This window comes from Streptomyces sp. NPDC048514 (assembly GCF_043199955.1).
Taxonomy (GTDB): domain Bacteria; phylum Actinomycetota; class Actinomycetes; order Streptomycetales; family Streptomycetaceae; genus Streptomyces.
This window is the reverse complement of the sequence record NZ_JBICWT010000002.1, coordinates 525,152-550,042: the sequence shown is the minus strand read 5'-3', so window position 1 is coordinate 550,042 and position 24,891 is coordinate 525,152. Positions and strand designations below refer to the sequence as shown.

22 protein-coding genes are annotated in these 24,891 nt (G+C 73.8%); 9 read left to right on the top strand and 13 right to left on the bottom strand.

Translation table 11 applies throughout. The annotated features are described in order from the left end of the window. Positions 1-51: 51 nt before the first annotated feature. Both ACGFT2_RS05295 and ACGFT2_RS05290 read right to left on the bottom strand, forming a co-directional pair. On the bottom strand, positions 52-1,113 hold the full coding sequence (locus ACGFT2_RS05295) for a hypothetical protein (RefSeq protein WP_393273650.1): 1,062 nt from the start codon (positions 1,111-1,113) through the stop codon (positions 52-54). Beyond that, complete coding sequence (locus tag ACGFT2_RS05290) at positions 1,110-1,925, bottom strand: phosphatase PAP2 family protein (RefSeq protein WP_393273648.1); 816 nt, start codon at positions 1,923-1,925, stop codon at positions 1,110-1,112. The genes ACGFT2_RS05295 and ACGFT2_RS05290 overlap by 4 nt, the downstream gene beginning before the upstream one ends. Before the next feature lie 245 nt (positions 1,926-2,170). On the opposite strand from ACGFT2_RS05290, the gene ACGFT2_RS05285 reads away from it, so the two are divergent. Further along, positions 2,171-2,815, top strand: coding sequence for a TetR/AcrR family transcriptional regulator (locus tag ACGFT2_RS05285; protein WP_393273646.1), 645 nt, complete (start codon positions 2,171-2,173; stop codon positions 2,813-2,815). 117 nt (positions 2,816-2,932) lie between these two features. Here the strand turns inward: ACGFT2_RS05285 and ACGFT2_RS05280 are convergent, their stop codons facing one another. The 3 genes from ACGFT2_RS05280 to ACGFT2_RS05270 form a co-directional block, all read right to left on the bottom strand. After that, the gene (locus ACGFT2_RS05280) at positions 2,933-4,132 is read right to left on the bottom strand and encodes a DUF2510 domain-containing protein (RefSeq protein ID WP_393273644.1); all 1,200 of its coding nucleotides are present in this window, start codon (positions 4,130-4,132) and stop codon (positions 2,933-2,935) included. 110 nt (positions 4,133-4,242) lie between these two features. Next, positions 4,243-5,412, bottom strand: coding sequence for an anhydro-N-acetylmuramic acid kinase (locus ACGFT2_RS05275; protein ID WP_393273642.1), 1,170 nt, complete (start codon positions 5,410-5,412; stop codon positions 4,243-4,245). Positions 5,413-5,415: 3 nt separating this feature from the next. Beyond that, entirely contained in the window at positions 5,416-6,864 is a 1,449-nt protein-coding gene (locus ACGFT2_RS05270; protein ID WP_393273896.1) for an MFS transporter, read from the bottom strand. Between the two features lie 226 nt (positions 6,865-7,090). On the opposite strand from ACGFT2_RS05270, the gene ACGFT2_RS05265 reads away from it, so the two are divergent. Beyond that, positions 7,091-9,772, top strand: coding sequence for an ATP-binding protein (locus ACGFT2_RS05265; protein WP_393273640.1), 2,682 nt, complete (start codon positions 7,091-7,093; stop codon positions 9,770-9,772). Positions 9,773-9,950: 178 nt separating this feature from the next. Here ACGFT2_RS05265 and ACGFT2_RS05260 read toward each other — a convergent pair whose 3' ends face one another. Further along, entirely contained in the window at positions 9,951-10,967 is a 1,017-nt protein-coding gene (locus tag ACGFT2_RS05260; protein ID WP_393273638.1) for a DUF3048 domain-containing protein, read from the bottom strand. Positions 10,968-11,155: 188 nt separating this feature from the next. Between ACGFT2_RS05260 and ACGFT2_RS05255 the strand changes: the two genes are divergently transcribed. Next, positions 11,156-12,346, top strand: coding sequence for a zinc-dependent alcohol dehydrogenase (locus tag ACGFT2_RS05255; protein ID WP_393273636.1), 1,191 nt, complete (start codon positions 11,156-11,158; stop codon positions 12,344-12,346). Between the two features lie 242 nt (positions 12,347-12,588). On the opposite strand, the gene ACGFT2_RS05250 is transcribed toward ACGFT2_RS05255, so the two are convergent. Beyond that, the gene (locus ACGFT2_RS05250) at positions 12,589-13,668 is read right to left on the bottom strand and encodes an ATP-dependent DNA ligase (protein ID WP_393273634.1); all 1,080 of its coding nucleotides are present in this window, start codon (positions 13,666-13,668) and stop codon (positions 12,589-12,591) included. A gap of 73 nt (positions 13,669-13,741) precedes the next feature. On the opposite strand from ACGFT2_RS05250, the gene ligD reads away from it, so the two are divergent. Beyond that, entirely contained in the window at positions 13,742-14,761 is a 1,020-nt protein-coding gene (gene ligD, locus ACGFT2_RS05245; RefSeq protein ID WP_393273632.1) for a non-homologous end-joining DNA ligase, read from the top strand. Between the two features lie 95 nt (positions 14,762-14,856). Beyond that, positions 14,857-15,945 (top strand): LacI family DNA-binding transcriptional regulator, encoded by a 1,089-nt coding sequence (locus tag ACGFT2_RS05240; RefSeq protein ID WP_393273630.1) that lies wholly within the window; start codon positions 14,857-14,859, stop codon positions 15,943-15,945. Between the two features lie 44 nt (positions 15,946-15,989). Here the strand turns inward: ACGFT2_RS05240 and ACGFT2_RS05235 are convergent, their stop codons facing one another. Then, positions 15,990-16,784, bottom strand: a complete 795-nt coding sequence (locus ACGFT2_RS05235; protein ID WP_393273627.1) for a VOC family protein — start codon at positions 16,782-16,784, stop codon at positions 15,990-15,992. A gap of 332 nt (positions 16,785-17,116) precedes the next feature. On the opposite strand from ACGFT2_RS05235, the gene ACGFT2_RS05230 reads away from it, so the two are divergent. Then, complete coding sequence (locus ACGFT2_RS05230) at positions 17,117-17,365, top strand: WhiB family transcriptional regulator (RefSeq protein ID WP_393273625.1); 249 nt, start codon at positions 17,117-17,119, stop codon at positions 17,363-17,365. A 42-nt stretch (positions 17,366-17,407) separates the two neighbouring features. On the opposite strand, the gene ACGFT2_RS05225 is transcribed toward ACGFT2_RS05230, so the two are convergent. The 4 genes from ACGFT2_RS05225 to ACGFT2_RS05210 form a co-directional block, all read right to left on the bottom strand. Beyond that, the gene (locus tag ACGFT2_RS05225; protein WP_393273623.1) at positions 17,408-18,382 is read right to left on the bottom strand and encodes an acyl-ACP desaturase; all 975 of its coding nucleotides are present in this window, start codon (positions 18,380-18,382) and stop codon (positions 17,408-17,410) included. Positions 18,383-18,603: 221 nt separating this feature from the next. Next, complete coding sequence (ddaH, locus tag ACGFT2_RS05220) at positions 18,604-19,380, bottom strand: dimethylargininase (RefSeq protein ID WP_393273621.1); 777 nt, start codon at positions 19,378-19,380, stop codon at positions 18,604-18,606. Between the two features lie 135 nt (positions 19,381-19,515). Further along, complete coding sequence (locus ACGFT2_RS05215; protein WP_393273619.1) at positions 19,516-21,141, bottom strand: ABC-F family ATP-binding cassette domain-containing protein; 1,626 nt, start codon at positions 21,139-21,141, stop codon at positions 19,516-19,518. 366 nt (positions 21,142-21,507) lie between these two features. Then, positions 21,508-21,924, bottom strand: coding sequence for an SsgA family sporulation/cell division regulator (locus ACGFT2_RS05210; protein ID WP_393273617.1), 417 nt, complete (start codon positions 21,922-21,924; stop codon positions 21,508-21,510). Positions 21,925-22,128: 204 nt separating this feature from the next. Here ACGFT2_RS05210 and ACGFT2_RS05205 point away from each other — a divergent pair, with 204 nt between their 5' ends. From ACGFT2_RS05205 to ACGFT2_RS05195, 3 genes are all read left to right on the top strand, one after another. Continuing rightward, the gene (locus ACGFT2_RS05205) at positions 22,129-23,247 is read left to right on the top strand and encodes a WD40/YVTN/BNR-like repeat-containing protein (protein WP_393273615.1); all 1,119 of its coding nucleotides are present in this window, start codon (positions 22,129-22,131) and stop codon (positions 23,245-23,247) included. A gap of 82 nt (positions 23,248-23,329) precedes the next feature. Next, complete coding sequence (locus tag ACGFT2_RS05200) at positions 23,330-23,668, top strand: plasmid stabilization protein (RefSeq protein WP_393273613.1); 339 nt, start codon at positions 23,330-23,332, stop codon at positions 23,666-23,668. A 232-nt stretch (positions 23,669-23,900) separates the two neighbouring features. Continuing rightward, the gene (locus ACGFT2_RS05195) at positions 23,901-24,644 is read left to right on the top strand and encodes an endonuclease V (protein WP_393273611.1); all 744 of its coding nucleotides are present in this window, start codon (positions 23,901-23,903) and stop codon (positions 24,642-24,644) included. Here the strand turns inward: ACGFT2_RS05195 and ACGFT2_RS05190 are convergent. Beyond that, entirely contained in the window at positions 24,608-24,796 is a 189-nt protein-coding gene (locus ACGFT2_RS05190; RefSeq protein WP_393273609.1) for a hypothetical protein, read from the bottom strand. The two genes, ACGFT2_RS05195 and ACGFT2_RS05190, sit on opposite strands and share 37 nt — an antisense overlap. Positions 24,797-24,891: the final 95 nt, after the last annotated feature.

Sequence of the window (24,891 nt, the reverse complement as noted above, 5' to 3'; positions counted from 1 at the left end):
GGCGGCCGGTGTTCGCGGGTCTCCCCGCGCATCGGCCGCCGCCGTCTTCGCTCACAGGGCGGTGAGATGCCCCGGCTGCTCCGGTTGCCGCGGCTGCCCCGGCTGCCGGGGCACCAGTGCCGGTTCCGCCGTCGCCGTCCCCGGCTCCAGCGCGAGCACCGCCGCGACCGGATGCTCGTCGTGCTCGTCGTACCCGTCCTGCTCGGCGTGTCCGCCGCGTTCGCTCCGGCCGCCCTGCCCCTCGTGCCCGGTGGACGCTCCGTGTGCGCCGGGGTGACCGGTGTGCTCCGGCGCGGAAGCCCTGCGGGTCAGCAGGAGCACGCCCCACGCGGCCAGGCCCGCCCCGGCCAGGGCCAGCAGCACACCCGCGGCGCCGCCCTGCAGTCCCTGTCCCAGCATGGTCAGGCCGATCACCGCCGCGGCCAGCGGGTTGGCGAGGGTGACCACCGCCAGCGGAGCCCCGAGCCCGCCGCGGTAGGCGGTCTGCGAGAGCAGCAGCCCGCCGACGGCGAAGGCGGCGACGAGCACGGCGACCACGATCACCCCGACGCCGAGCGCCGGGCCGGAGCGGTCGGTGGCCGCCACGGTCACCGTCTGGGTCAGCGCCGAGGCGACGCCCGAGGCGAATCCGGACGCGGCCGCATGCCTCAGCCCCGGGCGCGCGCCGGGCCGGGACAGCACACCGATCGCGGCCGCGGTCGTGGCGGCGACCGCCAGCGCCCCGGTCAGCGACAGCACCCGATCGGGGGCCGGTCCGGATGCGGTGACCAGCAGCGTGGCCAGCCCGAGCAGCGTCAGCGCCGTACCGCGCCACTCCGCCGTGCTGACCCGCCGCCCGGCCGCACGCGCCCCGAGCGGCACGGCCGCCACCAGGGTGAGCGCGCCCAGGGGCTGTACGACGGTCAGCGGCCCGTACTTGAGGGCGACGACGTGCAGCAGGGCCGCGGCGGCGTTCAGGCCGACCGCCGACCACCAGGCACCGGTGCCCAGCAGCCGCAGCAGGCCGGCGCCGGCGTCGCGGGAGGCGAGGCGTTCCTGGGCGACGGCGGCCAGCGCGTAGGCGACGGCCGAGATCAGCGAGAGGCCCACGGCGACCAGGGCGGCGGCGCTCATCGGCCCGCTCCCACCAGGACGGAGGTGCCGGCGGCGAGCCCGTCCGTGCCATGCTCCGCCGTGCCGCGCTCCGCCGTGGCGGGCGTCCGCTGCGGCGGGTGGATGACGGCGAGGGCGAGACCGAGCATGACGGTGGCGACGATGGCGTCCAGCCAGTAGTGGTTGGCCGTACCGACGATCACCAGCAGCGTGACCAGCGGGTGGGCCAGCCACAGCCAGCGCCACCGGGACCGGGTGGCCGCGATCAGGCCGATCGCCACCATCAGCGCCCAGCCGAAGTGCAGCGAGGGCATCGCCGCGAACTGGTTGGAGAGGTGGTCGCTGGACGGCGGCCCGTACACGGAGGGGCCGTAGATCCGGGCGGTGTCCACCAGGCCCGTCCCGGTCAGCATCCGCGGCGGGGCCAGGGGGAACGTGAACGGCAGCACCAGGGCGGCCGAGGTGAGCACGGCGAGGACCCGGCGGGCCCACACGTAGTGCGCGGGCCGCCTGAGGTACAGCCAGACCAGGAAGGCCAGCGTGGCCGGGAAGTGGACGGTCGCGTAGTAGGTGTTCGCGAGGTGGACCAGGGCGTCGCCGTGCAGCAGTGCGGACTGCACGGAGGTCTCGTGGGGCAGGTGCGCCGCTCGTTCGAGATCCCATACGCGGCGGGCGTCGCGGAAGGCGTCCCCGGTGTGGCCGGTGGCCAGCTGCCGGCCGAGCTTGTAGACGAGGAAGAGTCCCGCGACCAGCAGAAACTCACGTATGAGAGCCGGACGCGCGGTAGCGTCCGGCCCCGCTTCTGCCGCTGCGGGCTCGGTTCGGGCAGTCATCCCCCGGCCCCTTCGCTGACGGTGGTGCGTGCGGTGGTGCGCTCGCGTCCGGGCCGCGCCCGGAAACTCATCGATACGTCCGCGTACCGATACGCCAGTGTACCGATACGATTCAGTACCGGTACACTGCCGTATCGATTGATGTGCGCCACACTGGAGACGCGGCCTGGAGACCGGCTCGAGCCCCGCTCCAGGGCGCCGCACACGCTGAGGACGGGCCGCACACGAGTGAGGGGAAACACCGCATGACGTCGCAGGCCGCGGACGGACCGGAGACGGTCGCCGCCTCGCGCCGCTCCAAGATCACGCCGGAGCGTGAGCGGGAGTTCTTCGACGCCGTGCTGGAGCAGATCCGCGAGTGCGGATACGACTCCGTCACCATGGAGGGGGTCGCCGCCAGCACCCGGTGCAGCAAGTCCACGCTGTACCGGCAGTGGAGGAACAAGCCGCAGTTCGTCGCGGCCGCGCTGCGCGCCAGCCGCAAGGTGCGGTTCGCCGGCATCGACACCGGATCGCTCGCGGAGGACCTGCGGCAGGCCGCCCGGGCGGCCGGCGACTGGTCCAACAAGGACGCGACGCTCATGCAGGCCCTCGGGCACGCGGTCACGGCCGACCACGAACTGGCCCAGGCGCTGCGCGAGGCGCTCGTGCTGCCCGAGATCGCGGCGCTCCAGGCGATGCTCGACCGGGGCGTGGAGCGGGACGAGGTGGCGGCGGGCCACCCCGCGCTGGAGTACGTACCCGCCATGATGTTCGGTGTCCTGCGCGTCCGGCCCGTGCTCAGCGGCCAGTACGCCGACGCCGACTACCTCGTCCGCTTCGTGGAGGCCACCGTGCTGCCCGCGCTCGGACTGACCCAGGACCCAGGCCGCCGTTCACGGGATGACTGAACGGTGACCTGATCGCGCCGCACCGTGGGGACGGGGGCGGCGCGCACCCCCGGCCGGGTGGGGTTCCCCTTGAGCGGAGGGGCGCCCCGCCCGGCCGGCTCACAGCGCCGGCAGGCGTCAGACGTCCTGGCCCGCGCCGTCGGCCGATGAGGCCTTGATGCCCTTCAGGATCTCGTCGATGACGGACACCTTCTGGCCGACGTCCACGCCGAAGCGCACCACCACGATCTGCTGGGCGTTGCCGGGGGAGGGGAAGGCGACCGACTCCACGTAGCCGTCGGCGCCCTTGCTCGTGACCGCCTTCCAGCGCACCCGGTAGCCCTTCTGCCCGGCCACCGTCACCGCCCTGGACGCCAGCACCTTATGCGAGGTGACGGCGCCGTAGGTGGCACCGCCGTACGACTGCTCGGCGTTGGCCGCGATGTCCGCCTTGGCGACCTCCTCGGCCGTCTCGCCCTTGTCCTTCAGCAGCGCTGCCGGAGCCGTGTAGGCGCCGCCCGGGGTGCACGTCTTGTCGCTGTCGCCCGGGCACTTGTAGGCGCCGCCGGAGGTGATCTGCGCGCCGGCCCTGAACGTCTGCCCGGTCCAGCCCTCGGGCACGTGCAGGCTGATGCCGTCGGCCGGGTCCTGCACCGTGCCGCCGCCCTGGACCTTCGGCGCCTGGGACGGACCGGGCGAGGCCGAGCCACCACCAGTCCCGCCGGAGTCACCGGGCCCACCGGATCCACCAGTCCCGCCGGAGTCACCGGGCCCGCCGGATCCGCCCGTCCCGCCGGGCCCGCCGAAGGGGCCGCCGCGGCCGCCGTCCTGGCCCTGCCCCTGCGAACCGGCGCGGTTGCCGCCGCCCCCGTCGTCCTTGGCGAGGGCGTACACGCCGACGCCTATGCTCACCAGCACCGCGGCCGCCACCGCTACGGCGATGCCGGTGCGCAGACCGCGCCGCGAACCGGCCGCGGGCGGCTGGGGAAAGCCCCCGTACCCCGGATGGGGGCCGTACCCGCCCGGGACCGTGGGCGCCGCACCGGCCGGCATGCCGTAGCCGCCGGGAGCCATGGGCGCCGCACCGGGGGGCACGCCGTATCCACCCGGAGCGGAGGGTGCCGCACCGGCCGGCGGTGCCGGGTGTGCCGGCGGTGCCGGCTGCCCCGGCTGCGGGGTGCCGGGACCCGGATGCGTCGGGGGACCCCACGCGGCGGCCGTCCCGGCGGGGCGGGTCCGGTCCGTCCAGGCTTCGCCGTCCCACCAGCGCTCGGTGGGCGGACCGTCATTCGTCTGCCCGGGGTCGGGGTACCACCCGGGAGGAGTCACCTGCGTCATGCCCCCACCGTATGAGGCGCCGGTGAAAGTGGGATGAGAGGATCCCCCGCGATTCCGGCGAACCCGCCCGCTTCGCCACGCAATCTCCCCCGGTGTCCGCTACGGCGGTGCTACGGCGTGCTGTTCGGGGGCTCCACCACCAGGCGTTCCGGTGCGCGCTGCGGGGGAGGGGGCAGCTGGAGACCGGTGGAGCCCGGCGTCAGGGAGCCCAGGACGCGGGCGTGCCGGGCGCCGGTGCTGCGTGGGTCGGTGCCCGGCAGGCCGTGGGCGGTCAGAAAGCCGAGGACCGCGAAGGCGTACGCCTCCTTCGCCGCGGCCGGCAGCCCCAGCTCGTCCGAGGCCCGCAGCGGGATCCCGGCGAGAAGCCGCCCGAGCCTTCCGGCCAGCACCGGGTTGCGCATGCCCCCACCGGACGCGATCACCTCGGTGGCGCCGACGGACCGTACCGCGCCGGCGACGGTCCGGGCCGTCAGTTCGGTGAGCGTCGCCAGCGCGTCCTCGGGGCGGACCCCGTCGAGCATCCCCGACGCCCGCAGATACCCGGCGTGGAACAGCTCCTTGCCGGTCGTCTTCGGCGTCGGCAGCGCGTAGTACGGCTCCGCGAGCAACCGCTCCAGCAACCCGCGGTCCACCCGGCCCCGCCCGGCCAGCGCGCCGTCGGCGTCGTACGCCAGCCGCCCGCCGCTGAACTCGCGCACCGCGGCGTCCAGCAGCGCACAGCCCGGCCCGGTGTCGAAGGCCGTCCCGTCGGGGGCGGTCAGATTGGCGATGCCGCCGATGTTCAGGGCCACCGGCCTGCCGGGCCGGCCCCGCAGCCACAGCAGGTCGAACAGGCTCACCAGCGGCGCGCCCTGGCCGCCCGCCGCGACGTCCCGGGCCCGGAAGTCGGCGACCACCGGCAGCCCGGTCGCCTCCGCGATCCAGGCCGGCTGCCCGAGCTGCAGCGTGCCGTGCACCCGGCCGTCGGCCACCCAGTGGAACACCGTCTGCCCGTGCGAGGCCACCAACTCGGCATCTCCACCGCACAGTTCACGATCGGCCCGGACCGCCGCGGCCGCGAACGCCCGTCCGATGCAGGTGTCCAGCCGGCACACCTCGGCGAGCGGCAGCGAGGCCGGGGGCAGCGCGGCCGCGAGGGCGGCCCGCAGACCGTCGTCGTACGGCGTGCTCAGCATCCCCAGCGGCCGCAGCACCAGCGTGCCGCCCTCGAACCGCAGGCCGGCCGCCGCGGCGTCGACCGCGTCGTACGACGTGCCCGACATCAGCCCGATCACCAGCATGGGTCAACTCCCGTTCCCGGAGGTCCGCTTCAGAAGGGCGACGGCGCTCACCGCGCAGGCCGCCGCCGCGTAGAGGGCGGGCACGTCCGGGTTCCCGGTGCGCCGCACCGCCTCCGTGATGATCAGGCCCGCGCAGCCGGAGAACAGCGCGTTCGACAAGGCGTAGGCGAGCCCGAGTCCGGTCCAGCGCACCCGGGTGGGGAACATCTCGGCGAGCAGCGCGGGTCCGGGCCCGGCCATCAGCCCCACGATCGCGCCCGCGGCGCACAGCGCCCACGCCTTCACCGCGCTCGACGCGTCCGGATCCCGCAGCAGACCGAGCAGGGGCAGCGCCGTCGCCACCACCAGCACGGCCCCCGCGAGCAGCACGGGCCGCCGCCCGACCCGGTCGCTCAGCAGCCCCGCCGGGAGGATCGCCACCGCGAACCCGGCGTTCGCGGGCAGCGCCGCGAGCAGTGCGTGCCGGACGTCCGTGTGCAGGGTGAGCTGCAGATACGACGGAAGCACCACCAGAAAGGTGTAGCCGGCCGCGGACCAGCCCATCACCCGCGCCGCCGCCAGCACGAGCGCCCCGCACCCGAGCCGCACCACCCCCTCCCGCTCCGGCCCGGGAGCCACGGCCGGCGGCGACGGCGGATCCGCGGCGCCGGCCGCGGACCGCGCCGACGGGGGATCCGCCGCGCGGGCCGCGGACCGCGCCGACGGAGGATCCGCCGCGCGAGCCACGGACCGCGCCGACGGAGGATCCGCCGCGCGAGCCACGGACGGCGACGCCTCCGGATCCGTGACGCCGGCCGCGAACGGGCACGCCTCCGGATCCGTCCCGCCGGCCGCGAACGACGGCGACTCCGCCAGGCCCGTCCGCAGCCACAGCGCCACCAGTCCCAGGGGCAGCGCCAGCAGGAAGGGCAACCGCCAACCCCAGGAGGCCAGTTGGGCATCGGTGAGGGACGTCGCCGTCACCGCCGTCACCCCGGCCCCGCCGAGCAGGCCCAGCGCCACCGTGAAGGACTGCCACGCGCCGTACAGCCCGCGCCGGCCCGGCGGTGCCAACTCCGTCAGCAGCGCCACCGCCCCGCCGAACTCCCCACCCGCCGCGAGCCCCTGGACGGCCCGCAGCAACGTCAGCAGCCAGGGCGCGAGGGCCCCCACGGTGTCGTACGTCGGCAGCACGCCGATCAGCGCGGTCGCGCCCGACATCAGCGAGACCACCCCGATCAGCACCGGCCGCCGCCCCCACCGGTCGCCCAGCCTGCCGAACACCACCGCACCGACCGGCCGGAAGAAGAACGCCAGGGCGAACGAGGCGTACGTGCGCACCAGCGCCGCCGCCGCGCCGCAGCCCGCCGGGGCGAAGAACCGCTCCGCCAGCACCGTCGCCAGAAAGCCGTAGACGCCGAACTCGTACCACTCGACGAGGTTGCCCACCGACCCCGCCGCCACCGCGCGCACCCCCGGACCCCGCGTCACCTCGCGGCTGCCGGTAACCGGCCTCGTTTTAGACACCGTTGACGCTCCGTCCGCTGCTGGCCCGCTGGTCGGGGCGGGTGCGCGTCGCCCCGCCGCACCCACTTTCACCCGGCGGGGCAACAGGTGCCCCGACCGGCCACCACACATCCCACCGGACGGCTACGCTCGTGGTCTGTACGTCATTCGGGCGACCTGGGGAGGTAACGGGATGACGGAGGGACGGCCGGCGGCGGCCGCCTCGGCTTCTCTGTGGGAGCGGGACGCGGAGATCGCCACCGTCGTGCAGGCGCTCGACGTCCTGTGCGCCGACCAGTCCTCCGCGGGCAGCCTGCTCGTCTTCCGCGGCGAAGCCGGACTCGGCAAGACGGCGCTGCTGCACGAGACACGCCGTATCGCCGAACGCCGCGGCTGCACGGTCTGGTCCGCCCGCGGCGCGGAGACCCTCAGATCCGTGCCGTTCAACGTGGTCCGGCAGCTGCTCCAGCCCGCGCTGCTGTCCCTGCTGCCCGAAGAGGCCCGCGAATACCTCGGCGACTGGTACGACATCGCGGGTCCCGCCCTCGGCATAGTCGACCCCCAGGAGGGCAGCCCGGACCCGCAGTACGTGTGCGACGGACTCGTCGCGGCGGTGCGCCGGCTCGCCCGCCGCGAGTGGCCGCTCGTCCTGCTCGTCGACGACGCGCACTGGGCCGACCAGGAGACACTGCGCTGGCTCGCCGCGTTCGCCGAACGCCTGCAGGACCTGTCGGTGCTCGTCGTGGTGGCCCGCAGGCCCGGCGAGGTCGGCGGGGAGAGCGCCCGCCATCTGGACGCGGTGGCCGCGGCGGCGGACCGCCCGGTCAACAACCTCAGCGCCCTGACGCCCGATGCCACCGCCGGGATCACCCGGGCCACCGTCGGCCGGCACGCCGACGACGCCTTCTGCCGCGAGGTCTGGGCGGTCACCGCCGGGAACCCCTACGACGCCGTCGAACTCCTCGCCAAGGTGCAGGACAGCGAGCTGCAGCCGGTCGAGGCCCAGGCCGCGGAACTGCGCGGCCTGAACCGTGCCGCGCGCGGCGGCGGACTGGTCGCCCGGCTCAAGGGGCTCGGCCTGGAGGCCACCCGGTTCGCCTGGGCGGCCGCCATCCTCGGCACCAACATCACCGTCGACATGGTCGCCCGCCTCGCCACCATGGACGACGACCTCGCCCGGCACTGCGCCGAACGGCTCTGCGGCTCCCGCATCCTCACCGAGCCGGACCCGGCCTCCGGTGCCGAACACGAGGACGGCGAGCTGGAGTTCGTCCATCCGCTGATCGCCACCGCCGTCTACAACTCCATCCCGCCCGGCGTGTGCACCGCCATGCACGGGGTCGCCGCGCAGATCATCACCGAGCTGGGCCGCGGCGCCGCCGAGGCCGCCCGGCACCTGCTCAAGGTGCACCCGGACGACGACGAGGAACTCGTCGAGCAGCTGCGCGAGGCCGCCCGTGAACACCTCGCCGTCGGTGCGCCGGACGCCGCCCGCCGCTGCCTGGAACGCGCCCTCGAAGAACCGCCCCGGCCCGCCGTCCACGCGCAGGTCCTGTACGAACTGGGCTGTGCCACCCTGCTGACCGCGCCCGCCGTCACCATCGACCACCTGCAGAGCGCCCTCGGCATGCCCGGGCTGGACGGCGACGACCGTGTGAACGCCGTCGTCCGGCTCTCCCAGGCCCTGCTCCACAACGACCAGACGGAGGAGGCCGTCCGCACCGTCGAGTCGGAGGCCGCCCGGCACGACGCGGGCCCGGTCCGCATGCGGCTGCAGGCCTTCCAGTACATGCTGGAGGGCATCCACGGGGACACCGTGACCACGGCCCGTCCTCTCGGCCTCTCCGAACTCGCTCGCACCTGCGTCGGCCGCGACAACGCCGAACGCGCCCTGCTGATCCTGCGCGGCTTCGAGGCGATGACCCATGGCGAGAACGCCGCCGAGGTCATCGAGCTGTGCGACCGGGCCCTGGTCAACGGCCGTCTCGCGCCGGGCCTCGGCTGGACCGACCCCGAGTGGGGCGTGGAACTGCTGATGATGCTGGGCAGTTCCTACGCCTACGCCGACCGGCTCGACCGTGCCGAGAGCCTCTTCGCCGAGGCCCGCCGCGTCTATACCGGCGCCGGCTGGCGCGGCGGCCATCTCTCCCTCGCCAACGCCTTCCTCGGCCTCGCCTACCGCAGACAGGGCCGCCTGAAGGACGCCGAGGCGACCCTGCGCGAGGGCCTGGCCCTCGCGGAGCGCGTCGGCCGCCGCCTGCCCCTGTACTGGTCCTCCACCTGCGGACTCGTCGACACGCTGCTGGCCCGCGGCCGGGTCGAAGAGGCGTGGGCGATCGCCCGGCAGTACGGGTTCGCGCCGCCGTACCCGTCGACGATCGTGCTGCCCGACATCCGCTCCGTGCGCGGCCGGCTGCTGCTCGCCGTCGGCCGCACCGAGGAGGGCATCGACGAACTCGAGGCCGCCGAGAAGACCGCCGTCTCCCGTGGCGGCCACAACCCCGTCCTCGCACCCTGGTCCATCGACCTCGCCAAGGCCCTCGCCGGCCGGGACCCGGCCCGCGCCGCCCAGCTCGCCGCCGACGCCCGCCGGCAGGCCGAGCGCTTCGGCACGGACACCGCCATCGGCGAGGCTCTGCGCTGCGCCGCCGCCCTGGAGACCGGACAGCGCGCGGTCGCACTCCACGCCCAGGCCGTCACCTACCTGGAGGCCTCGCCCTGCCAGTACGAACACGCGGCGGCCCGGGTCGGCTACGGCATCGCCGCCGGCTCGGCGGCGGAAGTCAACAGGGGCCTGGACCTCGCCCGCGCCTGCGGAGCCGACGGCTTGGTGGCGCAGGCCCGGGAGGCCCTGCAGACGGGACGGGCACGCTAGCCCGCCCGCGGCCCGGCGCCCGGCCTGCCGAGGACCTGTGCCTTTCGGCACCCGCCGGCCACCGGAAGGCAGCCCCCGGGCCACCGCAAGGCAGCCCGCCGGTCACCGCAAGGCAGCCCGCCGGTCACCGGAAGCTGACCGCCGGTCACCGGAAGGCAGCCCGCCGACGGCCGCGCCCCTACGGCGCCGGTGCGAACACCACCCACACCTGCCCGGTGGCGAAGCTCAGCGGGCTGCCGTCGGCCGCCGTGAACGTCGTACCGCCCCCCGCGGCTGGCCGCGACCAGGTGGCCGCGAAGGCACGTCCGTCGCGCAGCACCTGCGCCTTCCCGGACCCGACCGTCTCGGTGTAGGGGGTGCGACTGCCGAGCACGTCGTGGTACTCGGAGTCGCGGACCCGCACGTACTGCACGACGACCGTGGCCGCCGCCACCCGCGCGCCCCGCGCCGTCACCGTGGGAGTGCCGTCCATCGCGACCAGCCAGCTCCCGGGCCCGGGGGACCAGGTGAAGGTGAAGCGGGCCGCCGGGTAGCGCACCGTGCGTGACGCCGTGGGCGTGCCGCCGGCGGGCGCCGGGCCGTAGCGGAAGCCGGTCGTCAGCGCGCCGCCGCCCGGGGCGGTGGGCAGCAGCTCGGCGGGGCGCAGGTACAGGTTGTGCGGGGCGGCCCGCCCGGTGTCCCGGTAGTAGGCGTCCGGGGCCGCGTCGGGCGGTTCGGCCCGCAGCGGCGCCCGGCCGATCAGCGGCAGCAGGGCGTGCCGGGCGCCGGAGAAGGCCAGGGTGGGCCGGTCGAACTGGCGCAGCAGCTCCAGGTCCGACTCGCGTGCGCTGCGCACCGGCCCGACGGTCTTCGGCAGCCGCGTCGCGTACACCGCCATCAGCCGGCTCAGGCCGCCCTCCACCTGCTCGGCGTACACGACGTCGGCCTCCTCGAGGCCGGACTGCGGGCGGGCCGCGGGCAGGTTGTCGATCTTCACGGCGAGCGGTGCGCCGGCCGCCGCGAGCGAGTGGCCCGGTGCCGGGGTACGGTCCGGGGCGCGGTCGCCGTCCCGGCCGTGGCCGGTACAGCCGGCCGTGAGGGACACCGTCAGCGCGGCGGCCAGAAGAGCCGCCGCGCATGTCCCGCGCCGCGAGCGCGTCCCGTGTCCCATGCCCACCGCCGCCACCCCGTCCGTGTGGTCCGATTGTGCGCTCATCGGGTCCCGCCGGCCATACACGCCGGCCACGGACGTGCGCAGCGGGGGCATCCGGCGCGGCGCGACCGGACGGGTTCGGCGCACCGGCGCACGGGTACCCGGCCGCCATCGCACACAGGACGCAGACACTGCGCACCGGATGCGCCAGGGCGGACCGGCGCGCAGGTGAGGCAAGGGAGCGCGACCCCATGAAGGCAGTGACCTGGCATGGCAGGCGGGACGTACGGGTGGACGAGGTGCCCGACCCCAGGATCGAGGAACCCACGGACGCCGTCATCCGCATCACGTCCACCGGACTGTGCGGGTCCGACCTGCACCTGTACGAGGTGCTCACGCCGTTCATGACCCCGGGCGACATCCTCGGCCACGAGCCCATGGGCATCGTCGAGGAGGTCGGCTCCGAGGTGACGAACCTGCGGCCCGGCGACCGGGTCGTCGTGCCGTTCCAGATCGCGTGCGGGCACTGCTTCATGTGCGACACCGGGCTGCCCACCCAGTGCGAGACCACCCAGGTCACCGGCGAGGGCATGGGCGCCGCCCTGTTCGGCTACACCCGTCTGTACGGTGCCGTGCCCGGCGGCCAGGCCGAGTATCTGCGCGTTCCGCAGGCGCAGTTCGGGCCGATCAAGGTGCCCGAGGGCCCGCCCGACGACCGGTTCGTCTACCTCTCCGACGTGCTGCCCACCGCCTGGCAGGCCGTCGAGTACGCCGCGGTCCCGCCCGGCGGCACCGTCGCCGTCCTCGGTCTCGGCCCGATCGGCGACATGTCCTGCCGGATCGCCCTCGCCCGTGGTGCCGAGCGGGTGTTCGGCGTCGACCTGGTGCCCGAGCGGCTCGCCCGGGCCAACCGGCGCGGCGTGCAGACGTACGATCTGAGGGCCTTCGACGACGAGAAGGCACTGGTCAACGCGATCCGCGACGAGACCGGAGGCCGCGGCCCGGACGCCGTGATCGACGCCGTCGGCACCGAGGCGCACGGCAGCGCCGCCGCGAAGCTGGCCCAGTCGGCCACCGCGATCATGCCGCGCAAGCTCAGCGCGCCCTTCGCGGAACGCTTCAGCATCGACCGGCTCGGCGCCCTCTACATGGCCATCGACCTGGTCCGGCGCGGCGGCACGATCTCGCTCAGCGGTGTGTACGGCGGCATGGCCGACCCGATGCCGATGCTGACCCTGTTCGACAAGCAGATCCAGCTGCGCATGGGCCAGGCCAACGTGCGCCGCTGGAGCGACCAGATCATGCCCTACCTCACGAGCGAGGACCCGCTCGGCGTAGAGGACTTCGCCACGCACCGGGTGCCGCTCGCCGAGGCCCCGCACGCCTACGAGATGTTCCAGCGCAAGCAGGACGGCGCGGTCAAGGTCCTCATGCAGCCGTGAGGGTGTGAGCGGCGGGTCGGCGAGCCGGAGGCTTGGCGAGTCGGCGAGTCGGCGTGGCGGGTCGGCGAGCCGGAGGGTCGGCGAGTCGGAGGGGTCGGCGAGTCGTTGGGCTGTGGCTGTGGCTGTGGCTGTGGCTGTGGCTGTGGCTGTGGCTGTGGCTGTGGCTGTGGCTGTCGCTGTGCCTGTGGCGTGGCTGTGGGCCGGGTGCCGTGCCGGGCCGTCGGGGTGGCGGACCGGGCTGGTCAGTCCGCGGAGTCCTTCTCGCCGAGGATCTCCGCCAGGTCGTAGCGCACCGGCTCCTCCAGCTGCGCGTAGGTGCAGCTGTCCGGCACCCGGTCCGGGCGCCAGCGGCGGAACCGGGCGGTGTGCCGGAATCGCTGCCCGTTCTCCATGTGGTCGTAGGCCACCTCGGCCACCCGCTCCGGCCTCAGCGGCACCCAGGACAGGTCCTTCTTGCCCGACCAGCGGCTCGGCGCACCCGGCAGCCGGGCCGTCTCGTGAGCGGCCTCGTCCGACCAGGCCGCCCACGGGTGGCCCGCCACGTCCGCCATCCGCAGCGGTGCCAGCTCCTCCACCAGCTCGGCCCGCCGCTGCATCGAGAAGGCGGCCGACACGCCCACGTGCTGGAGCCTGCCGTGCTCGTCGTACAGCCCCAGCAGCAGTGAGCCGACCACCGAGCCGCTCTTGTGCAGGCGGTATCCGGCCACCACGACGTCCGCCGTCCGCTCGTGCTTGATCTTGAACATGGCCCGCTCGTCCTGCCGGTACCGCAGGGTGAGCGGCTTGGCGACCACCCCGTCCAGCCCGGCGCCCTCGAACTGCTCGAACCACTGCCGGGCCACGTCGATGTCGGTCGTCGCCGGCGCCACGTGCACCGGCGGTGTCGACCGGGCCAGCGCCCGCTCCAGGAGGGCCCGCCGGTCGGTCAGCGGGACGTCGACCAGGGAGTGTTCGTCCAGCGCCAGCACGTCGAAGGCGACGAACGAGGCCGGATTCCTCTCGGCCAGCATCCGCACCCGGGACTGGGCCGGATGGATGCGCTCGGTCAGCGCGTCGAAGTCCAGCCGGCCCTCGCGGGCGATCACGATCTCACCGTCCAGCACGCACCGCTCGGGCACCCGCTCCCTCAGCGCCTCGACCAGCTCGGGAAAATACCTGGTCAACGGCTTACCGGTACGGCTGCCCAGCTCGATGTCGGCCCCGTCGCGGAACACGATCGAACGGAACCCGTCCCACTTCGCCTCGTAGTGCATACCCGGCGGAATCTTCGCCACCGACTTGGCGAGCATGGGCTTCACGGGCGGCATCACCGGCAGATCCATGGTCCGATTCTGCGCGCCGGGGCCCGCCGCCGCCCGGTGTGCGAGCCGTGCGGGGTGCGCCTACCGTGGCGGCATGGGCGATGCGGTGCAACTGGAGGTCGGCGGCCGGGCCGTACGGCTGTCCAGCCCGGACAAGGTGTTCTTCCCGGAGCGCGGCTTCACCAAGCTGGACGTCGCCCGGTACTACGCCGCCGTCGCCCCCGGCATCCTGCGCGCCCTGCGCAACCGGCCCACCACCCTGGAGCGCTACCCGGACGGTGTAGGCGGCGAGTGGTTCTACCAGAAACGGGCCCCCAAGGGCATGCCCGACTGGATCCCCACCGCCCACATCACCTTCCCCAGCGGGCGCAGCGCCGACGAGATGTGCCCCACGGAACAGGCCGCCGTGGTGTGGGCGGCGCAGTACGGCACGCTCACCTTCCACCCCTGGCCGGTGCGCGCCACCGACGTCGACCACCCCGACGAACTGCGCATCGACCTGGACCCGCAGCCCGGGACCGACTACGACGACGCCGTCCGCGCCGCCCACGAACTGCGCGCGGTCCTGGACGAGTTCGGCGGGCTGCGCGGTTGGCCCAAGACCTCCGGCGGCCGGGGCCTGCACGTGTTCGTCCCCATCGAACCGCGCTGGACCTTCACCCAGGTGCGGCGCGCCGCGATCGCGGTCGGCCGGGAGATGGAACGCCGTATGCCGGACCACGTGACCATCAAGTGGTGGAAGGAGGAGCGCGGGCGCCGGATCTTCCTCGACTACAACCAGACGGCTCGCGACCGCACCATCGCCTCGGCCTACTCCGTGCGCCCCCGCCCGCAGGCCCCCGTCTCGGCCCCGCTGCGCTGGGAGGAGGTCGGGGTGGCCCACCCCGCCGACTTCGACCTCGCCACCATGCCGGCCCGCTTCGCCGAACTCGGCGACGTGCACGCCGACATGGACCACCACGCCTACTCGCTGGACGCGCTGCTGGAACTGGCCCGCCGCGACGAACACGACCACGGCCTGGGCGACCTGCCGTACCCGCCGGAGTACCCGAAGATGCCGGGCGAACCGAAGCGGGTCCAGCCCAGCCGCGCGCGCCCCGGGGCGGCGCCCTAGCTGTTCAGGGAGGGCGGCGAGCTGCCGATTCCGCAGGTACGGCGTGCCGGGCGCGCGGCTAAGCTGGCCCGCAGCCGCCGATGAGGAGTCCCGAAGTGACCGAGGCAGTGTCGCGTCCCACGCTGGAGGCCGTGGCCGCGCGGGCCGGCGTGTCCCGGGCCACCGTGTCACGGGTGGTCAACGGCGGGGACGGGGTGCGGGAGCCCTTGGCCGAGCGGGTCCGCCGAGCGGTTGCGGAACTGGGCTACGTCCCCAACCAGGCGGCGCGCAGTCTCGTCACGAAGCGGCACGACGCCGTCGCCGTCGTCATCGCCGAACCGGAGACCCGGGTCTTCGCCGACCCGTTCTTCGCCCTCCAGCTGCGCGGCATCAGCAAGGAACTGACCGCCCACGACAACCAGCTCGTGCTGCTGCTCACCGAGGGCCGCGACGACCACGCGCGCGTGGCCCGGTATCTCGCCGGCGGCCACGTCGACGGCGCCCTCGTGTTCTCCCTGCACCTCGACGACCCGCTGCCCGGCCTCATCCAGGACGCCGGAGTGCCCACCGTGTTCGGCGGGCGGCCCGGCTGGGGTGACGGCACCGGCGGCTCCCCGAGGGGGCACGCGGACGCCGTGTACGTCGACTGCGACAACCGGGGCGGCGCCCGTACGGCCGTACGCCATCTCGTTGGCCTCGGCCGCGGGCGCGTCGCGCACATCACCGGCGCGCTGGACCAGACCTCCGCGGTGGACCGGCTCGACGGGTACCGGGACGTCATGGACGGCCTGCCCGGCGGGAGCGATCCCCGGCTGGTCGTGGAGAGCGACTTCACCCCGGCCGGCGGTGAGCGCGCGATGCGCACGCTGCTCGACCGCTGCCCGGACGTGGACGGCGTGTTCGCCGCCAACGACCTCACCGCACTCGGTGCCCTGCGCGTGCTGCGCGAACGCGGCCGGCGGGTGCCCGAGGACGTGGCCGTGATCGGCTTCGACGACATGGTGCCGGTGGCCGAACAGAGCGACCCGCCGCTGACGACGGTCCGTCAGGACATCGAGGAGATGGGCCGGCTGATGGCCCGCATGCTGCTGCGGGGCACCCGGTTCGGCGGCCGCGGCGGCGAGGGGCCCGCACCGGACGCGCAGGTCGCGCCGGGCGCCGGTGTGATCCTGCCGACGACGCTGATACGCCGCGCGTCCGCGTAGCCGTCCGCGTCACGCGGGAGAAGCGTCATCGCAGCGGTGCGGGATCAGTCCTGCGGCGACTCGCTCCTGATCACCGCGAAGCGTACCCCGTAGGGGTCGGCGAGTTTCGCCATGCGGCCCACGCCCGGCACGGACGTCGGGGGCAGCCGCACCGTCCCGCCGAGCCGCTGCGCCAGGTCGGCCACGGCGTCGGCGTCCTCGACCTCGAAGTACGGCAGCCAGTACGGGCCGGCACCGGCCTCCGCCTCGGCGGGAGCGTCGGCCAGCGGCACCATTCCGCCGAACACCGCGTCGTCTGCGCCGCTCGGGTTGACACAGGTGTAGGTCCCGCCCGGGAAGGGCCCCGCCGACGTCTCGAGGCCGAGCACTTTGTGGTAGAAAGCGGCGGCCGCGGCGATGTCCGGGGTGTACAGCTCGACCCAGCACAGGGCGCCCGGTTCGTTCGCCGCCTCCACGCCCTTGGTAAGGCCCGGCTGCCAGACGCCGAACGTCACGCCCGCCCGGTCGGCGAGAACCGCCAGGCGCCCCTGGCCCATCACGTCCGTCGGCTGCCGGAGCACCCTGCCGCGGGCCTGTTCGGCCGCCTCGGCCGTGGCCCGTGCGTCCTCAGTGCGGAAGTACACCGTCCAGGCGGGCGGGCCCTGCCCGGGGTCGGTCTGCATACCGCCCGCCACGGTCCTGCCGTCGAGCTGGAAGAAGCCGTAGCCGCCGGCGTCCGGTCCCGCCGAACGGAAGCGCCAGCCGAAGAGGTCGCCGTAGAAGGAGCCGGCACCGGCGATGTCGGGCGTGGCGATGTCGATCCAGTTCGGGGCGCCGTCGGCGAAACGGGTGGTGAGCATCTTCGCCCTCCTCGGAAAGATCCCGGCCTGTGCACCGCCGAGCCCGGCCTGTGCACTGCCGAGTCTGGCCTGTGCACCGCCGAGCCCGGCCTGCGCACTGCCGAGTCTGGCACCGCCCACCGGCAACCGCCGCCGGAGCACCACGGCGCGCCCGGACCGCGCCCGCCCTCACGCCGGGTGACCGGAGGCTTTCCTTCGGTCTTCCGCTCGCCCCGCGCGCCGCCGTGCACGGGTGTGCGTCCGAGGAGCATCATCGGGGCGGCGGGAGGTCCGGCGGTCGCGTTGACCCCGCGTTGATCGAACGTTTTTCGCCGCACGGCACGATCCTGGCCATGCACTTCGACACGACCATCACCCCGGCCGACGACACCTGGCGGGCGCAGGCCCTGTGCGCGCAGACCGGGCCGGACTTCTTCTTCCCGGATCCCGGCAGCTCGGTGCGCGAGGCGAAGCGGATCTGCGCCATGTGCGAACTGCGCCCGGCCTGCCTGGACTACGCGCTGACCAACGACGAGCGTTTCGGCGTCTGGGGCGGCCTGTCCGAGAAGGAGCGCCTCGCACTCAGGCGCACCTCCTCCTGACCCCGCGGGGCCCACCCTGCACGCGGCACACCCGGCCCGGCGTCAGCCGGCGGCGCGCGCCGCCATGCGGGCCTTGCGGGCGGCCAGCTTCTCGTCGAACTTGAGGGCCTCCGCGTCCAGGCCGCCCATGAACAGACCCAGCTCCTCCTGCGCCTGGTGCCCCTCGGGGCCTAGGCCGTCGATCTCCAGGACCTTGAGGAAGCGCAGCACCGGCTGCAGTACGTCGTCGTGGTGGATGCGCAGGTTGTAGACCTCGCCGATCGCCATCTGCGCGGCGGCCCGCTCGAAACCGGGGATGCCGTGGCCGGGCATGCGGAAGTCGACCACGACGTCGCGGACCGCCTGCATGGTCAGGTCGGGGGCCAGCTCGAAGGCGGCCTTCAGCAGGTTGCGGTAGAAGACCATGTGCAGGTTCTCGTCGGTCGCGATGCGGGCCAGCATGCGGTCGCAGATCGGGTCGCCGGACTGGTGACCGGTGTTGCGGTGCGAGATCCGGGTGGCGAGTTCCTGGAACGCCACGTAGGCGATCGAGTGCAGCATCGAGTGCCGGTTGTCGGACTCGAAGCCCTCGCTCATGTGCGACATGCGGAACTGTTCCAGCTTGTCCGGGTCCACCGCGCGCGAGGTGAGCAGATAGTCCCGCATCACGATGCCGTGGCGGCCCTCCTCGGCCGTCCAGCGGTGCACCCAGGTGCCCCAGGCGCCGTCGCGGCCGAACAGCGAGGCGATCTCGTGGTGGTAGCTGGGCAGGTTGTCCTCGGTCAGCAGGTTGACCACGAGGGCGATGCGGCCGATCTCCGTCACCTTGGACTGTTCCTTGCCCCAGGCCTCGCCGTCCTCGAAGAGGCCGGGGAAGTTGCGGCCGTCGCTCCACGGCACGTACTCGTGCGGCATCCAGTCCTTGGCGACCTTCAGATGCCGGTTCAGTTCGTTCTCGACCACTTCCTCCAGCGCGTACAGCAGCCGCGCGTCGGTCCATACGGACGGGCTGCCGAGGTGAGGGGAGGTGATCGTCACGAGAACTCCAGGGGGACGCCGAGCAGGGGGAGGGGACGGTCCGGCGAGCGGTACCGGGAAACCTACGAGATCGTAGGCTACGAATCCGTAGGTTACGAAGCCGTAGGTTAAGGCCTCCGTAAAGATCGCTGATCAGGGGGCGTGGCCCGGCCTCGGCTCCGTGTCCGACACAGCCCAAGGACCGCTGGCCCCGGGGCTGTTCGAGCAGACCGTGTACCCGTTCAGGCGTACAACTCCCGCAAGCGTACCGAGAGGCAGGTCACACAGCCCTCCAGCTTCTCGAACTCGCTGATGTCCACCGTGACCACCTCGTGCCCTAGGTCGGTCAGCAGTTCCGCGGTCCGCGGGGCGCTCGCGGCCATCAGCAGCTTGCCGCCGCCGAGGAGCACCACGTGCGCGCCGGCCTCCTCGGGTACGGACAGGAAGCCCGGGAACAGCGAGGGCCGGTCCACCATCGGGATGTGCCCGATCACCGTGCCGTCCGGCAGAGCGGTCACCGCCGACTTCAGGTGCAGCACCTTGCTCACCGGTACGGCCACCACCCGCGCGCCGAGCGGCTCGAACGCGGCCCGCAGCTGCTGCACGCCGGCCGCGTTGGTCCGCCCGCCCCGGCCGACGTAGACGGTGTCGCCGACCTTCAGGACGTCACCGCCCTCCAGCGTGGCCGGCTCCCAGATCCAGTTCACCGAGCAGCCGAGGCGGGCCACCGCCTCCTCGACACCGGCGGTCTCCTCCCGCCGGGACTCGGCACCGGGCCGGGTGATCAGCGCCACGTTCTTGTACATGACGACGGTGTCCTCGACGAACACCGAGTCCGGGCAGTCGTCCGCCGGATCGACCTCGATGGTGTCCCAGCCGTGCGTGCGCAGTGCCTCGACATAGGCTTCCCACTGCTCCACGGCGAGCCCGACGTCGGCCTTCTCCCGCTCGATGTGTGTCACCAGGCCTTCGGCGAGGCGGGGGGAGGGGCGGCGGACGAGGGCCTTCTTGCTGGGCACGAGGGACCTTTCTCATCGGTCGGGGCGGTGGTGCGCTCTTTCGGTGCCGGCGGTGCGGCACCGGTCCGCCATCATGCAGGGCGGACCGGCCGGGGCCAAACACCGGCCGGCCGGGCCCGGCCGAGACGTGCGGACCTAGGCGGGGGAGCCGACGTCCCCGGACGTGATCTCCTTCAGTTCCCCCTCCTCCATCAGCAGCCAGCGGGTGATGCCGATCGACTCCAGGAACGGCAGGTCGTGACTGGCGACCAGCAGCGCGCCCTCGTACGACTCCAGGGCCGAGGTCAGCTGCCGGACGCTGGCCATGTCGAGGTTGTTGGTGGGCTCGTCGAGCAGCAGCAGCTGGGGAGCGGGCTCGGCGAGCATCAGTGCGGCCAGAGCCGCCCGGAAGCGCTCGCCCCCGGAGAGCGTGGCCGCCGTCCGGTCGGCGCGTGCGCCCCGGAACAGGAAGCGCGCGAGGCGGGCCCGGATCCGGTTGTTCGTGGCGCCCGGTGCGAACCGGGCCACGTTCTCGGCGACCGTCAGCCCGTCGTCGAGGACGTCCAGCCGCTGCGGCAGGAACCGCAGCGGGACGTGTGCCCGCGCCTCGCCCGCCACCGGCTCCAACTCCCCGGCGACGGTCCGCAGCAGTGTCGTCTTGCCGGCGCCGTTGCGGCCGACGAGCGCGATCCGCTCCGGGCCGCGCAGATCGACGACGCCGTCCACGCGCGCGCCGTAGGCCATCGCCAGGTTCTCCAGGGTGAGCACCTGCCGGCCGGGTGGCACGGCCGTCCAGGGCAGTTCGACGCGGATCTCGTCGTCGTCCCGCACCGCCTCCGCCGCCTCGTCCAGCCGTTCCCTGGCCTCGGTGAGCCGCTCCTCGTGCATGATCCGGTGCTTGCCCGCCGACTCCTGGGCGGCGCGTTTGCGGTTGCCCATGACGATCTTCGGTTCGCGTTTCTGCTCGTACATCTTCTGCCCGTACCGCTTGCGGCGGGCCAGTTTGACCTGGGCGTCGGCCAGTTCCCGCTTCTGTTTTCGCACATCGGCCTCGGCGACGCGCATCATCCGTTCGGCGGCGTCCTGTTCGACGGCGAGGGCCTCCTCGTAGGCGGTGAAGTTGCCGCCGTACCAGGCGATCTCCCCGGAGCGCAGTTCCGCGATCTGGTCGACCAGGTCGAGCAGATCCCGGTCGTGACTGACCACGAGCAGCACGCCCGACCAGGCGGCGACGGCCTGGTACAGCCGGCGGCGCGCGTACAGGTCGAGGTTGTTGGTGGGTTCGTCCAGCAGCAGGACGTCGGGACGGCGCAGCAGCAGTGCGGCGAGCCGCAGCAGCACCGACTCGCCGCCGGACACCTCGCCGACGGTGCGGTCCAGGCCGATGTGGCCGAGGCCGAGCTCGCCGAGGGTGACCAGGGCGCGTTCCTCCACGTCCCAGTCGTCGCCGACCGTCTCGAAGTGCTCCTCGGCCACGTCGCCCGCCTCGATGGCGTGCAGCGCGGCCCGCCGGTCGGCGATCCCGAGCGCCTGGTCGACGCGGAGGGCGGTGTCGAGGGTGACGTTCTGCGGGAGGTGACCGATCTCGCCGGTCACCCTGACCGTGCCGTCGGCCGGGTGGAGTTCCCCGGCCAGCAGTTTCAACAGGGTCGACTTCCCGGATCCGTTGACGCCGACGAGCCCGGTTCTGCCGGGGCCGAGGGCGAGGTCGAGGCCGTCGAGGACGGCGGTGCCGTCGGGCCAGGCGAAGGACAGGGACGTACAGGTGAGGGCAGCGGACATGAGGGCCTCGCGAGGGGGTGTGCGGTCGTGTGGACGCGTGTCGAGACACCGCGAGGCGAGGAACCGAAGGGCCTGGGCACGGGGAGGCCACGAAAAAGGGCCTGTGCCGGGAGGACGGCTCGAACGCCGAGGTCGTACGCCACGCACACCCAAGGGGTGTGGACGCGGTGTCTCAGGACCTCAGACGAGCAACGTCCTTCTCCAATCGACGGCAACAGGACCGATGTAACCGTACGAAGGGGCTGCTGGGCTGTCAACGCGATTACGGTCCCGCTTCGCCCGTGCCCCGGCGCGTACCGGGTCCGCAGCGCGGCCCCGCACCCTCACGCGCGCGCAGGGCTCAGCAGGCGTTCGCGCACGCAGGGCTCAGCACGCGTCCCGCATCAGCTCGGCCAGGCCGTCGTCCAGATCGAGCTGGAGGTGTTCGCGGCCGACGGGCACCAGTTCGCCGGCCGCCGCCAGGAACCGCCGTATCTCACCCGAACGCACATGGATGACGGCCGTGCCCTCGGGGGCGTGGAACTCCAGCACCGTGCGGTCGTACCCGTACGGCCGCACGCGCACGTCGCCATGGCCCTCGGGGCCCTGAAGTCCGGCCGTCAGCAGCTCCCGGGAGAAGGTCCAGCACACCTCGACGCCCTCCAGGGTGGCAGGCGCCGGAAAGGTCATGCGGACGGCGAACGGGTCGCACCGGTCGTAGCGCAGCGTGGCGGGGATGCTCGGCATGCGCGGTGCGGCGGCGACGAGACGGGCCTCTACGGGCTGCTCGATGACGGTGGACAACGCGTTGCTCCCTCGTGACGGCTGGACTACGTCCGAATGTGCGACACCCGGCACAGGAGGAGACGACGGATTCGGCCGATGCGTGCACACGATGTACTAGTGACCTCGGTCACCGCCTCCATGCATGGCGGAAAACCGATGACTGTGCATGCCGGGTTGCGGGCCTCTGGACGGCGTCCGGGGCATGGGCTAGCTTCGCCCGCCATGAGGCGCTTGGGGAGCACGCGACGCGGCGGACGGACGAGCAGACTGGTGGCGGCGGGGGTGGCGTGCGGCGCCGCGCTGGCCGCGCTGACGGTCCCGGCGGCCGAGGCCGGCCCGTTCGGGCGGGACGGCGCGCACCCCGGCGGCGTGCACTGGGCGGCCAAGGACACCGGTACCCCGCAGGTCCGCTTCCGCGGACTCGCCGCCGTCGACCGGCACACGGCCTGGCTGGCCGGCACGGGCGGCACCGTGCTGCGCACCACGAACGGCGGCTCCACCTGGCGAAACGTCTCTCCGCCGGGGGCCGGCGAGCTGGAGTTCCGCGATGTGCAGGCCTTCGACGCGCGGCGCGCGGTGGTCCTGGCCGTCGGCGAGGGCCAGGACTCCCGGGTGTACCGCACCGAGGACGGCGGCGTGACCTGGACGGAATCCTTCCGCAACGCCGACCCGAAGGCCTTCTACGACTGTCTGGCCTTCTTCGACCGCCGTCACGGCCTCGCCCTGAGCGACCCCGTGGACGGGAAGTTCCGCATCCTGTCCACCCGCGACGGCGGCCGCTCCTGGCGGGTGCTGCCCTCCGACGGCATGCCGCCCGCCCTGGACGGCGAGGCGGGGTTCGCCGCGAGCGGACAGTGCCTGGCGACCGCCGGATCGCGGGACGTCTGGCTGGCCACCGGCGGCGGCGCCCACGCGCGCGTACTGCACTCGGCCGATCGCGGACTGACCTGGCAGGCCACCGGTGCGCCCGTCCCGGCGGGCGATCCGGCCCGGGGTGTCTTCGCCCTCGCCTTCCGCGACCGCGCCCACGGGGTCGCGGTGGGCGGCGACTACCGGCCCGGGCGGCCCTCCCCGCAGGCCGCCGCGGTCACCGCCGACGGCGGCCGCACCTGGCGGTCCGCCACCACGCCCCCGCCCGCCTACCGCTCCGGCGCGGCCTGGCTCCCGCACAGCCGTACCGCCGCGCTCGCCGTCGGTCCGACCGGCACCGATCTGACCACCGACGGCGGCCGCACCTGGCGCACGATCGACACCGGCTCCTACGACACCGTCACCTGCACCGCCGACCTGAGCTGCTGGGCGGCCGGCGAGCAGGGCAGGGCCGCCCGGTTGGAGCGCTGAGCCCGCGCCCGGCGCGTCGCGGGCCGACGTAGGGGACCCGAAACCGGGTACCCGTTCCCCGTCGCAAAGGAAAGGAGCGATCATGCCAGCCGGTTCCAGCCCCAAGCGCGAGCGTCAGTACGAGCACATCAAGAAGAGCGCGCAGGACCGGGGCGAGAGCGCCGGACGCGCCGAGGAGATCGCCGCACGGACGGTCAACAAGGAACGCGCCCGCTCGGGCGAGTCGAAAACGGCCAGCCGCACCTCGACGCAGGACATGTCGTCGAGCAAGCGGGGTGGCCAGCGGTCGGGCAACCGGGTCGGTTCGCAGGGCCCGACGCGCGACCAGTTGTACAACGAGGCCAGGCAGCGCGGCATCGAGGGTCGTTCGCACATGAACAAGGACCAGTTGCAGCGTGCGCTGAACTCGAAGAAGAGCTGAGCCGGGAGGGAGCCGGACGGTACGGACCGGCTCCGCCGGCCGCACCGCAGCGCGAGCGCGAGCGCGAGCGCGACCAGCGGCTCCGGCAGGCCGCCGTGCGCGCCGCCGCCCGGCTCGCTCGCGGGCCGGTTCCGCGACGATCTCCGGACGGCGCACGGGCCGCCCGCGACGGAGTCCGGTCGCCTGCCCGCCGTCCGGGTGCCGGCCCCCGGCCCGTACAGTCGTGATCATCATGACGACCGTAGGTGTACCGGCGGGCTGGCCCGCTACCGAGGAAGAGGCCCGCGCCGTACAGGACGAACTGCGCGGACGGGTCGTGCTCGACGAGCCGGGACCGCCGGCCGGGACCGGCCGGGTCACCGGGGTCGACGTCGCCTACGACGACGATCTCGATCTCGTCGCCGCGGCGGCCGTCGTCCTCGACGCCGCCACGCTGGACGTGGTGGCCGAGGCCACCGCCGTCGGCCGGATATCGTTCCCGTACGTTCCCGGCCTCCTCGCCTTCCGCGAGATCCCCACCGTCCGGGCCGCCCTGGACGCCCTGCCGTGCCCGCCGGGCCTGGTGGTGTGCGACGGCTACGGCCTCGCCCACCCGCGCCGCTTCGGGCTCGCCAGCCACTTGGGCGTGCTGACGGATCTGCCGACCATCGGCGTCGCGAAGAACCCGTTCACCTTCGCCCACCCGGACCCGTCCCACGCCCGGGGCGGCAGCGCGCCGCTGCTCGCGGGGAACGAGGAGGTCGGGCGCGCGCTGCGCACCCGGGACGGTGTCAAACCGGTCTTCGTCTCGGTCGGCCACCGGGTGAGCCTGGACAACGCCGTGGCGCACACCCTGGCGCTGAGCCCCCGGTACCGGTTGCCGGAGACCACGCGCAAGGCGGACGCCCTGTGCCGCCGGGCGCTGCGCGAGGCGGCACGGGAACCGGCCGGCGGGAAGGCTCAGGACTCCACGACGCGCCAGGCGCCGACCTCCTGATACGCCGAGTCGTAGACGGCCGAACGGTCGCCGGGCCGGAGCGCGTAGTGGTGCAGGTTGCCACCCCAGTACCGCAGGATGCGACCCAGCTCGCCCGCCGGGTCCTCCGCCATCGCACCCTCGTCCACGGTCACTTCGAGCACGAACTTCACGTCTGCTCCGCCTCCTTGGGCTCTTCCGCCGGGGCCTCATCGTCTCATCCGGCGGCCGGCCGGCGCCCCGGGCCGGTACCCGCGCGCGACGGACG